General features: G+C 69.7%; 12 protein-coding genes. 4 read left to right on the forward strand and 8 right to left on the reverse strand.

What is annotated here, in order from left to right; all coding sequences use genetic code 11:
* Nucleotides 1-9 precede the first annotated feature (9 nt).
* Both DL990_RS34390 and DL990_RS34395 read right to left on the reverse strand, forming a co-directional pair.
* Nucleotides 10-1,260, reverse strand: a complete 1,251-nt coding sequence (locus DL990_RS34390) for an MFS transporter (RefSeq protein WP_125801217.1) — start codon at nucleotides 1,258-1,260, stop codon at nucleotides 10-12.
* Nucleotides 1,257-1,835 (reverse strand): transcriptional regulator, encoded by a 579-nt coding sequence (locus DL990_RS34395; RefSeq protein ID WP_125801218.1) that lies wholly within the window; start codon nucleotides 1,833-1,835, stop codon nucleotides 1,257-1,259. Before DL990_RS34395 ends, DL990_RS34390 begins: the two co-directional genes overlap by 4 nt.
* 118 nt (nucleotides 1,836-1,953) lie before the next feature.
* Here DL990_RS34395 and DL990_RS34400 point away from each other — a divergent pair, with 118 nt between their 5' ends.
* The 3 genes from DL990_RS34400 (at nucleotide 1,954) to DL990_RS34410 (ending at nucleotide 4,485) form a co-directional block, all read left to right on the forward strand.
* Complete coding sequence (locus DL990_RS34400) at nucleotides 1,954-2,490, forward strand: NADPH-dependent FMN reductase (protein WP_125801219.1); 537 nt, start codon at nucleotides 1,954-1,956, stop codon at nucleotides 2,488-2,490.
* A gap of 76 nt (nucleotides 2,491-2,566) precedes the next feature.
* Nucleotides 2,567-3,511: a 5'-3' exonuclease gene (locus tag DL990_RS34405; protein WP_125801220.1), complete on the forward strand. Its 945-nt coding sequence runs from the start codon at nucleotides 2,567-2,569 to the stop codon at nucleotides 3,509-3,511.
* Nucleotides 3,508-4,485, forward strand: coding sequence for a pirin family protein (locus tag DL990_RS34410; protein ID WP_125787723.1), 978 nt, complete (start codon nucleotides 3,508-3,510; stop codon nucleotides 4,483-4,485). Before DL990_RS34405 ends, DL990_RS34410 begins: the two co-directional genes overlap by 4 nt.
* A 321-nt stretch (nucleotides 4,486-4,806) precedes the next feature.
* Here the strand turns inward: DL990_RS34410 and DL990_RS34415 are convergent, their stop codons facing one another.
* The 5 genes from DL990_RS34415 to DL990_RS34435 form a co-directional block, all read right to left on the reverse strand.
* On the reverse strand, nucleotides 4,807-6,027 hold the full coding sequence (locus tag DL990_RS34415) for a GNAT family N-acetyltransferase (protein ID WP_125801221.1): 1,221 nt from the start codon (nucleotides 6,025-6,027) through the stop codon (nucleotides 4,807-4,809).
* A 44-nt stretch (nucleotides 6,028-6,071) separates the two neighbouring features.
* Complete coding sequence (locus DL990_RS34420) at nucleotides 6,072-6,470, reverse strand: DUF4333 domain-containing protein (protein WP_125787721.1); 399 nt, start codon at nucleotides 6,468-6,470, stop codon at nucleotides 6,072-6,074.
* A 34-nt stretch (nucleotides 6,471-6,504) separates the two neighbouring features.
* Nucleotides 6,505-7,704 carry a GNAT family N-acetyltransferase gene (locus tag DL990_RS34425; protein WP_125801222.1) on the reverse strand — a complete coding sequence of 400 codons (1,200 nt, stop codon included), beginning with the start codon at nucleotides 7,702-7,704 and terminating at the stop codon, nucleotides 6,505-6,507.
* Between the two features lie 41 nt (nucleotides 7,705-7,745).
* Nucleotides 7,746-8,531, reverse strand: a complete 786-nt coding sequence (locus DL990_RS34430; protein ID WP_125787719.1) for a DUF4333 domain-containing protein — start codon at nucleotides 8,529-8,531, stop codon at nucleotides 7,746-7,748.
* Between the two features lie 461 nt (nucleotides 8,532-8,992).
* The gene (locus tag DL990_RS34435) at nucleotides 8,993-11,770 is read right to left on the reverse strand and encodes an RNA helicase (protein ID WP_125801223.1); all 2,778 of its coding nucleotides are present in this window, start codon (nucleotides 11,768-11,770) and stop codon (nucleotides 8,993-8,995) included.
* A 112-nt stretch (nucleotides 11,771-11,882) separates the two neighbouring features.
* Between DL990_RS34435 and DL990_RS34440 the strand changes: the two genes are divergently transcribed.
* Nucleotides 11,883-12,470 carry a hypothetical protein gene (locus tag DL990_RS34440; RefSeq protein WP_125801224.1) on the forward strand — a complete coding sequence of 196 codons (588 nt, stop codon included), beginning with the start codon at nucleotides 11,883-11,885 and terminating at the stop codon, nucleotides 12,468-12,470.
* Here DL990_RS34440 and DL990_RS34445 read toward each other — a convergent pair.
* On the reverse strand, nucleotides 12,454-13,329 hold the full coding sequence (locus DL990_RS34445) for a diacylglycerol kinase family protein (RefSeq protein WP_125801225.1): 876 nt from the start codon (nucleotides 13,327-13,329) through the stop codon (nucleotides 12,454-12,456). The genes DL990_RS34440 and DL990_RS34445 overlap by 17 nt on opposite strands.
* Nucleotide 13,330: the final 1 nt, after the last annotated feature.

A 13,330-nucleotide genomic window follows, 5' to 3' on the forward strand; every position in this document is an offset into this window, starting at 1 on the left:
ACGCCGAGCCTAGTCGGTCCGCGCCCCTTGGTTCACCGGCCGGTCATCCCCGATCGGGGCGGGATCGTCGAGCCCGCGCCAAACCCGGAAGATCGCCGGGAAGGTGGTGGCGATCAGGTACAGGCCACCGAACACGGAGAGCGCGCCGACGAGCCCGATCCCGTCCAGCAGCAACCCTGCCGCCATCGAGCCCAACGGCGCCGCGGCGAGCACTCCGCCCACGAGGAGGCTGAGCACGCGGCCTCGGACGGCTTCCGGTACCCGTTCGTAGACCGCCGGGAGCACGATCGGGTTGAGCGCGCCCGCCCCGATCCCGGCGACCGCCAAGCCCGCGAGCAGTACGACCGGCGCCGGCTCCAGCGCGAGCAAGGCGAACCTCGGGGCGCCTTCGATTCCCACCGCGACGAGGATCGCCGTCCGCCGCGAAACGCGGTGGCCCACCCAGCCGTAGAGCGCCGAACCGAGCAGCGCGCCCGTCGCGACCGCGGTGATCATCGCTCCGATGAGCGCGGTGCTGTGCAGGACCTGGTCTCCGTATGCCGGGTACAGGACACCGAGCAGGCCGAAGTCGAGGCTGCTGGTGAGCATCAGCATGCCGACGACGGCGCGCAGCACCGCGTCGCGTTTGACGTACACGAGCCCTTCGCGCAACTGCTTGAGATATCCACCAGACGACGGTCTCGGCGGACCGGCCGCGACCGGGATCAGCGCGAACACCAGCGCCGAGGACAGCAGGAGCGCGCCCGCGTCGACGAACAGCACCGGTATCGGGCCGATGAGCGCGATCAGCGCGCCGGCGGCGGGTCCGCCCACCATCCGGCCGGTTCTCATCGCCGCTTCGACGGCGCTCGCCGCCCTGCTCACGCGGACATCGCCGAGTTCGGCGACGCCGGGGAGCAGCACCTGCTTCGCCGTGTCGGCGGGCCCCCGGGAAACACCCATCACGAACGACAGCACGATCAGTCCGGGCAGGCTGAGCCCGGTCGTGCCCATCGCGAGCGGGATCAGGAGCACCGCGACGGTGCTCAGCAGATCCGCGCCGACGCTGGCGCGGCGCGTGCCGACCCGGTCCACGATCGGCCCGCCCAGCAACGCGGCGACCATCAGGCCCAGCACTTCGGCCGCGGTGACGAGGCCGGTCTTGGTGCCGCTGCCCGTGCTCTGCAGCACGAACCAGGGAATCGCGAGCAGTGTCATCATCACCCCGGCCGAGGAGATCCCCGAAGCCACGACCAAGGCCCCCAGTGGCATCCGGCTCATGGCGTCTCCGGCCGCGATTTCCTCGGGAAAGCCGCCCACTGCACGCGAACCTGGGTGTCGCCGTCCTTCTCCGGACGGCGGTAGCGGTTGACCACTTCGAGGATCTCGTCGCTCAGCGCGGCGGCCTCGTCCGGCGTCAGCGAGAGCTGCGAGTCGTCGAAGACGACCTTGTCGATCCACTCGTCGGCCCAATCCCGCACTTCGGCGACGAACTGCGCTTCGGCGGCGTAGCGCCGCTCGACCATCGTGTGGGCGTAGGCGTTGAACGGACCGGCGAGGTCCGGATCGTCGATGAAGTCCCGTGCGCGCATCTGGTCCCCCTCGTGCAACGCCTTCCACCACCTGTCGCGCCTGCTGCCGCGTTCGGTGTCCTCCGCGATCAGCCCCGATTCGGCCAGCTGACGCAGATGCCAGCTCGTGGTCCCGGAGCTCTCCCCTGCTCGCTTCGCCAGCCCGGACGCCGTCGCCGGACCGTCCTCTCGCAGCAACTCCAGGATCTTGACGCGCAGTGGGTGCGACAGCGCCCGCAGAACACGGCCGTCGACCCGCGTGAGATACCTCTCGCTCTTCCCCATGTCATCGACCCTACAATCGCAGAAAGTTCTTTGCAAAGAGTTCTCTGCGATTAGACACCGATATTCGGCGATTCTGGAGTTTGACTTCAAGTTAAGTGCAGGTTTTACGGTCTTCGACATGACAACGAACTCGCCTTACCAGCTCGCCGTCGTGATCAGCAGCGTCCGCGAGGGCCGCTTCGCTCCCGTCGTCGCGAACTGGTTCCTCGACCGCGCCAAACAGCGCGACGACGTCACCCTGACAGTCATCGACCTGGCCGAAGCCCCCGGCGGTCTCTCCCCCGGCGTCGCCGCCGCGGACGCCGTCGTCGTGATCGTTCCCGAGTACAACCACAGCTACCCCGGCCCGCTCAAGACCGCGCTCGACGCCACCGGCCCCGAATGGCACGGGAAGCCCGTCGCCTTCGTTTCCTACGGCGGCATTTCCGGCGGCCTGCGCGCGGTGGAGCACCTGCGCCCGGTCTTCGCCGAACTCCACGCCGCGACGATCCGCGAGACCGTCAGCTTCCCTTACGCCTGGAACCACTTCGGCCCGGACGGTGAGCACGACGACTTCGAAGGCGCCTCCATCGCGGCCACCACACTGCTGAATCAGCTGAACTGGTGGGCCAACGCCCTGCGCGACGCACGCCAGGTGCGGCCGTACGCGGCCTGACCGGTATCCGTGGAGGACTCGGCTGGGGGTCGGGTCCTTCACGGACATCCGGGCCGGGACATGGCAGGCTGTCCGCGTGACCGGACCACTCGCTCTCCTCGATTCCGCGAGCCTCTACTTCCGCTCGTTCTACGCACTGCCCGAGTCGATGACCGCCCCCGACGGGACGCCGGTCAACGCCGTACGCGGGTTCACCGACACCGTCGCGCGGATCCTCGTCGACCGGCGCCCCGCACGGCTGGTGGCCTGCCTGGACGCGGACTGGCGGCCGAAGTTCCGCACCGATCTGCTGCCCAGCTACAAAGCGCACCGGGTGGCCGAAGAGATCCCGGAGGGCAGCGACGTCGAAGAGGTGCCGGACACGCTCACTCCGCAGGTGCCGATCATCCTGGAGCTGCTGGAGGCCTTCGGGCTCGCGACGGCCGAGGCGGCCGGATACGAGGCGGACGACGTCATCGGCGCGCTCGCGATCCGCGAGAAGAACTCCCCCGTCGAGGTCATCACCGGGGATCGCGACCTGTTCCAGCTGGTCCGGCACGAACCGACGTCCACCGTGGTCATCTACGTCGGCAAGGGCTGGAACAAGGCCGAGATCCTCGGCCCCGACGAACTCGCCGAGAAGTACGGGATCCCGGCCGCGAACGCCGGCCCCGGGTACGCCGACATGGCCGCGCTGCGCGGAGACCCGTCGGACGGGTTGCCGGGTGTCGCCGGGATCGGCGAGAAGACCGCCGCGAAGCTGATCACCCAGTTCGGTTCGCTGCAGGAGCTGATCGAGGCGTCCACCGCCGGCGACTCGCGGGTGCCGCTCAAGACGCGGTTGCGGCTGAGCGACGCCGCCGACTACCTCGCGGTCGCGCCGACCGTCGTCCGGGTCGCGGCCGACGCGCCGGTCGAACAGTCCCGTCCGGACACCGTCCCGTCCGAGCCCGCCGACCCGGACAAGGTCGCGGAACTGGCGGAGCGCTGGAATCTCGGCCGTTCGGTGGAGCGCCTGCTGGCCGCGCTCCCCAAGCCGTGAGCAACACCGAGGCCGACCCGGCCGAGCTGCTGTGCCGGGAGCGGCCGGGCGAGGGTGTCACCGTGCTGACCCCGCGCGACGTCCCGCTCGGCGGTCCGCGCGCGATCCGGGTCCGCCGCACACTTCCGCAGCGGCAACGATCGCTGATCGGCGCGTGGTGTTTCGCCGACCACTACGGCCCCCAGGACGTGTCGGACTCCGGCGGGATGGACGTCGCGCCGCATCCGCACACCGGATTGCAGACCGCGAGCTGGCTGTTCAGCGGCGAGATCGAGCATCGCGACAGCATCGGCACGCGGGCCATGGTCCGGCCGGGTGAACTCAACCTGATGACCGCGGGCCACGGCATCGCGCACTCCGAGGTCGCCACAGTGTCCACACCGGACACCGCGACGCTGCACGGCGTCCAGCTGTGGATCGCGCTGCCGGACGAACATCGCGACACCACACGGGATTTCCGCCACTACGCACCGCCGCTGCTCCGGCTGCCCGGGGCCACCGCACGCGTCTTTCTCGGCAGCCTCGCCGGAACCACGTCGCCGGTCCCGGTGTTCACTCCCCTGCTGGGCGCCGAGCTCACCGTGGAGCCCGGAGCGACCCTGTCCCTCGACGTCGACCCGGGGTTCGAACACGGTGTCCTGCAGGACCTCGGCTCCGTCACCGTCGCCGGAGCCGCACTGGGCACCGGAGAACTCGCCTACCTCGCGCCCGGCGCCGGACGGCTGGAGTTGACGAACTCCGGTACCGAACCGGCCAGGGTGCTCCTGCTCGGCGGGACCCCGTTCACCGAGGAACTCGTCATGTGGTGGAACTTCGTGGGCCGCAGCCACGACGAGATCGCCGAATACCGCGAGGCGTGGCAGGCACAGGCGGACCGGTTCGGCCGGGTGGAGGGCTACCAGGGCACGACGGCGTGGTTGCCCGCACCCACGCTGCCGCAGGTGCGGATCAAACCTCGTCGCAATCCGGCTTAGCGGGGCGAACGGTTCCACTGAGGGACAAGTCAAACGTGGCGTGGGTGACAAGCGTGGACTCGCCACAGGGACCTGACACCCTGTCAACTGTCCACAAGGGACGCCAGCAAGGCAACGGTGTCCATTTTGGGCACTTTGCGTGGGGGTCGTGAGTGCTAATGAGCGTTCTAACCCTCATTAGCACTCACGACCCCACCTCGAATCCACTCTTATGGGCATCAAGCAGACATTTCACCACTCGAAAGTGTCCCTTGTGGACACTCAAGGCGCGGCCGGCTCCCGTAGTCCACCTTTTGGCCACCGAAGAAGCTCTTCCGTGACCTAGAAGAACGTCCCGCACCACGGCGACCGCGCGGTGTGGAACAGGGAGTCGGCCCGGGCGACCGCCGCCTCGTCCACCACCTCGACCCGGCCCGACAACGCCAGATCACCGAAGAGACCGTGGCCGAGGTACAGCGACGACAAGGCGGCGACGTCCAGCCGCAGGTCGGCGTCGGCGGTCGTCCGCTCCGCGCCGTCCGGGCCGACGACGTAACGGCCGCTGTTGTCCGGAAGCTGCTTGTCGAGCACTTCGAGCACCACGGGTTCGGCGGTGCCGTAAGTGCGTGCCCGCAGCGCGGCGGAGACATCGATGAGCCGTAGCCACAGGTCGTCGATGACCTCGATGGTGTTCACCGCTCGCGGGTCGGTGAGCAGTTCGGCGATCGGCTCGTCCATCGGACGGCCGCGTCCGGTGACGGCCGAAACCAGGTCGATCGACAGCAGGAACCGCCACAGTCCCGCCCAAGCCCGCGGCGTGGCGGCATGGAGTTCCCTGATCTCCAGGATCGCTCCACGTTCCGGCGCCTGCCGGTCGCGCGCGTCGATGGTCTGGTAGACGACGAAACCGTCGTCCCCGTCGGGTCCACTGTGGACCGCGACGCGATAGCCGTCGTTCCCGGTGACCAGCCGGTCGAAGAAGCCCGGCCACCAGTGCGCCGGCCGGGCGACGAACCCTGGCCGCGTTCCCTCGAAGCCGTTGTACAGCGCGGGAACACGCTCCACGGCCTCGGCAGGGGTGACGAACCTGACCACCCCTTCCCGCCCCACGCCGTCACGGAGCCGGGCGCGTGGCCGTTCGACGGAAACGCCTTTGCCGAAAGTGGCCGCGCCGTAACCGAAGCGGCCGTAGATCACGGCTTCCGACGCGTGCAGCGCGGCCAGTGGCACACCGCGTGCCGCGAAGTCCTCTAGCTGAACGGCCATCATCGAGGTGAGGATCCCGCGGCGGGTCCAGTCCGCGCGGACGCCGATCCCGTCGACGGCCGCCGTGACGAGCTTCTGTCCACCGGGGACGATGAGCTCGACGTCGAACGAGCTGGCGATCCCCACCGGGGTGCCGTGGTCGTCGAACGCGGCGAATTTCCCGGCGGCGGGCCAGGACGGAGCCATCTTCGCCCAGACCTCGTCCGAGGCGGGCCTGCCGTGCAAGGACTCCGCCAGGACTTCGAGGCAGGCCCGTTGTTCACCTTCGGCCACCGCACGCACAGAGAATTCGCTCATAGCGGGAGATCCTGCCGTCCGGCCCCGGCGAACCCAACCGGTTTTCAGGCCGGCGCGCCGACTTCGTAGCGGCCGTCGTCACCGGTGACGGTGATCGTGACGGTCTTGCCCTCGCCGCCGACCTGGACGGTGCAGCTGAACGTGCTTCCGTCCTTGACCGTCTGGTTCGGCGGGCACAGCACGTCGCCGACCTCGCTCACCTGATAGGTCTCGGTCAGGATCTTCCGCACGTCCGCCTGCATGGTCCTCGGGTCGAAGACCCTGCCCGGAACGGCGGAGGACGAACCGCCCGACGTGCCGGACGCGCTCGAAGAAGAGCTCGTCGTCGGCGGGACCGTGACGGTCTTCGTCGCCGGCGCGGGCGACGGGGTGTCCGAACACGCCGCCAGCACGACGAAAGCGGCACCATACAGACCGACCGTCGCGACGGCTCGCCTGCTCACGCTTCTCCACCCCCACCGGTGTGATCATCCAACGTCAGAAGAAGGTACCGCACCAGGGATTCACTCGCGTGCCGAACAGCAGGTCCGCCCGCTCCAGTGCGGTCTCGCCGGTGGCGCGGACGCGGCCGGCGGTCGCGAGATCCGACGGGCGCCAGCCGCCGAGGTACACCATCGACAGGGTGTCGGCGTGCAGCTCGAGATCCGCCGGGTCGGTGGTGCGGGCAGCGCCGTCCTCGGAAAGGCGGTAACGGCCGGAGTTGTGCTCCAGGAGCGGATCGATGACTTCGATGACGATCGGCTCGCCCCGATACGTGCGGGCGTCGAGCATCGCGGCGACGTCCACCAGCCGGAGCCAGCCCTCGTCCTGGACCTTCTGCACGGTTGCGTGCCGCGGGTCGGTGAACAGCAACTCGACCGGTTCGTCGAGCGGTCGTTTCTCCGCCGTGATGCGGTCGACAAGGTCCACGGACAGCAGGTGACGCCACAACCCGGCGAACGCGTCGGGATTCGCGTAGTGGAAGGACTGGACCTTCATCACCGTCGGTGCGCCGAAGTGGGCCCTCTCGACGGTGTAGGTGACAAAGCCGTCGGTGCCGTCCGTGCCTCGATGCACGGCGGTCGCGGTCGGCGTGGTCGCCCGGCGCACCTCCCGGACGTAGCCAGGCCACAGATTCGGGCTCCGCGCGATCATGCCAGGCCGGGTGCGCGGAAGGGCGTCGAAGAGCGACGGCCATTGCTCGATCGTGCTTTCCAGGCCCAGCAGGGAGATCTGCCCGCCCGCCGGTACCTCGGGGCGGAACCTGGCGCGGTTCCGGTCGATCTCGATCGACTTGCCCCTGGCCGCGATGCCGTAGCCGAACCGTCCGTAGATCGCGCCTTCGGAAGCGTGCAGCATCGCCGAGGGGATGCCTCGAGCGGCGAAATCCTCGAACTGGGCGCGCATCAACGCCGTCAGCACACCACGGCGGGTCCGGTCGGCGCGGTCGTCGGCGAGGCTGACCGCGGCGAGCGGCATGGTGCCGCCGCCGGGCAGCGTCACTTCCGAATCGAAGGACCGGACGGTGCCGATCAACTCCGGGTCGAACGCACCCAACCCGCGGTCCGGCTGGAAGGACCCGGCGGCGGCCGACCACTCCTCGTCGGTCATCTCCTTGACGTGCAAGGCACGCCTGAACAGATCGGTCGCGGCGCGGTCCTCGTCGGACCGCAGCGGCCGCACGGAAAAGTCGCTCATGATCCGATCATGCAGGATCGACCGCGCCCGGCGCCCGTCGTTTATTTGGTGACGGCGGGCGGCGAGACCTCGTAGTTGCCGGTGTCACCCTTCACGGTGATCGGCACCTCCTGCGGCTTGCCTTCGATCGTGGCGGTGCAGGCGAACTTCACCCCGTCCTTGACCTCCTGGCCCGCGGGGCAGGTGACCGCGCTGATCTCCTTGATCCCGTAGGTCTCGGTGAGCAGCTTCTGCACGTCGGTCTGCATCTGCGTGTTGTTGAAGACCTGGGTGTTGAACCAGCCGGGGGTGACGAAACCTAGGATGCCGACCGCCGCGATGATCACCACGAGCGCGCCGATCCCGATGAACAGGCCCTTCTTCGACTTCGGCTTGTCCTGCGCCTCGCCCTGGGCGCCCTGGAACTGACTCTGGCCGTAGTCGTATTGGCCTGGCTGCTGCCCGTACTGCGGCTGCTGCTGCGGACCGCTCTGGGGGTAACCCGGCTGCTGCTGGGGCCCGCTCTGCGGATAGCCCGGCTGCTGCTGGCCGTATTGCTGCTGCTGACCCCACTGAGGCTGCTGTTGCTGCGTCTGGGAAGGGTCATGACCAGGCTGCTGCGGATACCCTGGCTGCTGCTGGGCCGGGTCGTAGGGCGCGGGCTGCTGACCCCATTGGGGCTGTTGCTGCTGGGTCTGCGACGGGTCGTGCTGCGGCTGCTGGCCCCACTGCGGTTGCTGCTGCGGGCCGCTCGGCGGTTGAGTGCCGCCCGGCTGTTGCCCGTAGCCCGGCTGCTGCCCCCACTGGGGCTGCTGCTGCGGGTCGTTGCCGCCATACGGCGTGCTCATCGTTTCGCCTCCGCCTGTTCCGCCATCGTCACCGGCCGGATCACTGACCGTCGTGGGCGATCCAACCACAGGTTGGCACCCCTGCCCACTGTTCACGGGTGGTGTCGGGGCAACTGGCCGCGACCGTGCTCACACCGGCGGCGCGGCCATTCCGCCGGTCGGCCCAACGCCTGGTGAGTGGTGGGGACGGTTCTCTTGAGGGGTGAGTCCAGTCCGGGGTGTTGCGAAAGCCTCTTTCGCAACGTCGACCCAGACTCTCGTGAGTGGCGCTGCTTCCGCGGACCAAATCCGGATCGCGTTCCGTGAAGGACCCCTTGAGGGACCCAGGGTCCCTCAAAGTTCCCCTCACCAGCCCAGGAACACCACCTGGAGTCCACCAGCATCACCAGTCACACGAGCAGCGCGTGAAGGACCCCTTCATGTACCTAGGCGCAAGGAAGGGGACCTTCACGCACGTCCGGCTACGCGCCGCCGGCCGCCACGACTCCGCGCCGCAGAGCCTTCACCGCGTCCGAAGCGGCCGCCCCGACCGGATCCGCCTTACCGAGGACGTCGCGGATCTGGTCCAGCAGGTCGATGACCTGCCGGCACCACCGCACGAAGTCGCCCGCGGACAGTTCCTGCCCGTTCGCTTCGGCGGCTGTGAGTACCTTCTCCAGCGACTCGCCGCGGGCCCACCGGTAGACGGGCCAGGCGAAACCGGCGTCGGGCTCGCGGGTGCGGTCGAGCTTGTGGCGCCGCTCGTCCTCGGTGAGCTCCATCCACAGGCGCGTGGTCGCCTGCCAGGCGTCGACCACCTTGCCCAGGGGCAGGCGAGGCTCCCCCGCGGTGTCCCGGCGCGCCTCGAAGACCAGCGTCGAGACGACCGCGGCGAGTTCGGGCGGGGTGAGGCCATCCCAGACGTCGTGTCGGATGCATTCGGCGGCGAGGAGGTCGGACTCGCTGTAGAGGCGGGTGAGCCGCTTGCCGTGTTCGGTGACGCGGTTCTCGCCGTCGCCCTTCGACTCGGGGCCGAGGTAGCCGCGTTCGCCGAGCAGCCGCAGGATGCGGTCGAAGGCGCGCGCGAGCGAATGCGTGGTCGCGGCGACCTTGCGTTCCAGTTGCTCGGTTTCGGCGGTGAGCCGCTGGTACCGCTCGACCCAGCGCAGATTCGCCTCGCGTTCGGCCAGGCCGTGGCAAGGATGCGCGCGCAGCGCACGCCGCAGCGCGGCCAGCTCACCGTCCTCATTGGCCCCGGCGCGGCGTTTTTGCCTGCCGGGCAGGGAGATTCCCGCGTTGCGCAGACTCGCGGCGATGTCACGACGGGTCTTGGGCGAACGCAGCTCGATGTGCTTCGGCAGCTTGATGTTCCCCAGCGCCTCCACCGGCGCCGGGAAGTCGGAGACCGAGAGCGGGCCGGACCAACGGTCCTCGGTGACCACGACGGGCCGCGGTTCGCGGATCGGGTCGAGCCCCGGGTCGACGACGACCGCGAGCCCCGCGCGGCGTCCCGCGGGCACGGCGATGACGTCGCCTTTGCGGAGCTTCTCCAGCGACTCGGCGGTGCCGGCCCGGCGAGCGGAGGTGTTCTGCCGCGAGAGTGCCTTCTCCCGGGCGGAGATCTTCGCGCGCAGATCGACGTACTCCAGCATCTCGTCGAAATCGCCGGTGATGGCGGAGGTGTAGCCCCGCAGGGCCTCCTTGTTCCGCTCGATCCGCCGCGCCGTCCCGACCACCGACCGGTCGGCCTGGAACTGCGCGAACGACTGCTCCAGCAGGTCACGGGCCGCCTCGGCGCCGACCTGGGCGACCAGGTTCACCGCCATGTTGTAGCCGGGCCGGAAGGACGACCGCAGCGGGTACGTCCTCGTCGAGGCCAGCCCACCGACCTGCTTCGGGTCGATCCCCGGCTGCCAGGCGACGACGGCGTGGCCTTCGACGTCGATGCCGCGCCGCCCCGCTCGCCCGGTGAGCTGCGTGTACTCCCCCGGCGTCAGGTCGACGTGTGCCTCGCCGTTGTACTTCACGAGCCGTTCCAGCACCACGGTGCGCGCGGGCATGTTGATGCCGAGCGCCAGCGTCTCGGTGGCGAAGACGACCTTCACGAGGCCCTGGACGAACAGCTCCTCGACGGTCTCCTTGAACGCCGGGAGCAGCCCGGCGTGGTGCCCGGCGATACCGCGTTCGAGAGCCTCACGCCATTCCCAGAACCCGAGGACGCCGAGGTCGCCTTCGGGCAGGTCCTTGGTGCGCTCGGCGACGATGCGGCGGACCTTCTCGACCTCTTCGGGGCCGTTGAGCCGCAGGCCCGACCGGACGCACTGGCCGACGGCGGCGTCGCAGCCGGCGCGGGAGAAGATGAACACGATGGCGGGCAGCAGGCCGGCGTTGTCCAGCCGCTCGACCGTGTCGGTGCGGGACGGCGGCCGGTACCTCGGCATCCGCGACGGCCCGCCTCGCCGGCCTCTCGGCCCGCGCAATCCGGCCGGGGCGAACCGGCCGCCGATCTCCTCGGTGCGGCGAAGCAGGCTCGGGTTGATCCGCAGTTCGGCGCCCGGCGCGTTTTCCTCCTGGCCTGCGAACAGATCCAGCAGCCGGTTGCCGACCAGCATGTGCTGCCACAGCGGCACGGGGCGGTGCTCGTCGACGACGACGGACGTGTCACCGCGGACCTCGACGAGCCATTCGCCGAACTCCTCGGCGTTGCTCACCGTGGCCGACAGGCCGACGACGCGGACGTGCTCGGGCAGGTGGAGGATGACCTCTTCCCAGACCGCGCCGCGGAACCGGTCGGCGAGGTAGTGGACCTCGTCCATCACCACGTACGCGAGTTCGCCGATGGTCGAGGACCCGGCGTAGAGCATGTTGCGCAGGACCTCGGTGGTCATGACCACGACCTGCGCGTTGCCGTTGATCGAGGTGTCACCGGTCAGCAGGCCGACGGCGTCGGCGCCGTGGCGGGCGACGAGGTCTGCGTACTTCTGGTTCGACAACGCCTTGATGGGTGTCGTGTAGAAGCATTTGCGGCCCTCGGCGAGGGCGAGGTGCACCGCGAACTCGCCGACCACTGTCTTCCCTGCGCCGGTGGGCGCGCAGACGAGCACGCCGTGACCGTCTTCGAGCGCCTCGCAGCCGCGGACCTGGAAGTCGTCGAATTCGAACGACGATTCCGCCGCGAAGCGGGTCAGCTGGGGGTACCGGCCGCGGCGCTGGGAGGCGGCGTATGCCTCGGCCGGGGTCTGAGGAGGGCTATTGACCACTTCGTCAGGGTTCCATACCCCACCGACAGTTCGCACTCGGTGTGACGATCTCGGGAACGGCCGCGGCGCCCGTGTCATCCAAGGGCCGGATCCGAGATCGAGAGGGGACGCCATGGAGATCGCTTGCCCGCAGTGCGCGCAGGTCGACCAGGTGCAGAGTGTGCCGGCGGTGTTCCAGAGCGGCCAGACCACCTACCGGGTGCAAGGCGGCATGACGGCCATCCCGGCGGGCGACGGCGTGGTCTACACCGCGACGACGCACACCGGCGTGTCGGTGACCGCGACGGCGGCGTCGCTCAACCCGTATCCGGTGCCCCGCGGCGGCGGCTGCTTCCTGGCGCTCGCGCTGGTGCTGCTGATCCCCGCGTTCGTGTTCCTCGCCCTCGCGAACGACGTGCTGGACGAGAACATCGCGCCGACCGCCGACGGCAGGGCCGCGCAGTACATCGGGGCGTCGATCTTCCCGTTCGGCGCCTTCGCGCTGGTCGCCTTGTTCGCCGTCCTGTTCGTGCTCCGGATGCGGCGCAACGCACGGATCCGGCGGGGCATCCCCGCCGCGCTGGACTACTGGCGGCAGGCGTGGTTCTGCCACCGCTGCGGCGGGGTGTTCTTCCCGGGCGGCGAACTCATGTCGGCCGCGACGTTCCGCGGGCAGGTGTGGCGCGCGGGTGACTACGCCGGGCTCACGCGACGACGGTGAGCGCGCCGGGGACGCAGGTGACGTCGATCGGCAGCCTGCCCAGCGGCTCCCCGTCGGCGTAGACGGGCAGGTCGCTGCCCGCCAAGTGGATCTGACTGGCTTTGAGGACCCGCACCGCCGGATGGGCGATGTGGTCTCCCGACCGGACACCGGGCAGCATGCGGATCAGGTCGCGCCTGGTCGCGTTCCCGACGACCGTGACGTCGAACAGGCCGTCTTCGGGGTCCGCGCCGGGGCAGATCGGCATGCCGCCGCCGTAGTACGGGGTGTTGCCGACGGCGATCATGGTGGCGTCGAGTTCGATCGTCTCGACGTCGGTGCGGAGCACGACCGGGCGGGGCCGGAACGCGGCGAGTTCGGCCAGTATCGCGACGTCGTAGCGGCGCGGGCCGCGAGGCCGGGTCAGCCGGTTGGCGCGTTCGGTGACCAGCGCGTCGAAGCCGGAGCACAGGACCGTGGCGAACCATTCGCCACCGGCCCGGCCGAGGTCGATCCTCCGTCGTTTCCCGTCCACGATCCGCCTGGCGGCGAGATCTGCGGCGGCGTGCGGCCGTTCGGGGATCGCGAGTGCCCTGGCGAAGTCGTTGCCGGTACCCGCGGGCACGAGCCCGAGTGCGACGCCGGATTCGGCGCAGAACTGCACGCCCTGGTGCGCCGCGCCGTCGCCGCCGAGTACGACGAGGACGTCCAGCCCGGCCGCGCGCGAGTCGGTCATCAGCGCGCGGGATTCCTCGACCGTGTCGGCGACGAGGACGTCAAGCCGGTCCACGACGGGGCGCAGCCGCGCCGCGACCGACTCCATCAACCGACCAGCGGCCCCGTTACCGGAGGCGGGGTGGACGGCCAATGCCGCGTGCATC

This window comes from Amycolatopsis sp. WAC 01416 (assembly GCF_003947485.1).
Classification (GTDB): Bacteria; Actinomycetota; Actinomycetes; order Mycobacteriales; family Pseudonocardiaceae; genus Amycolatopsis.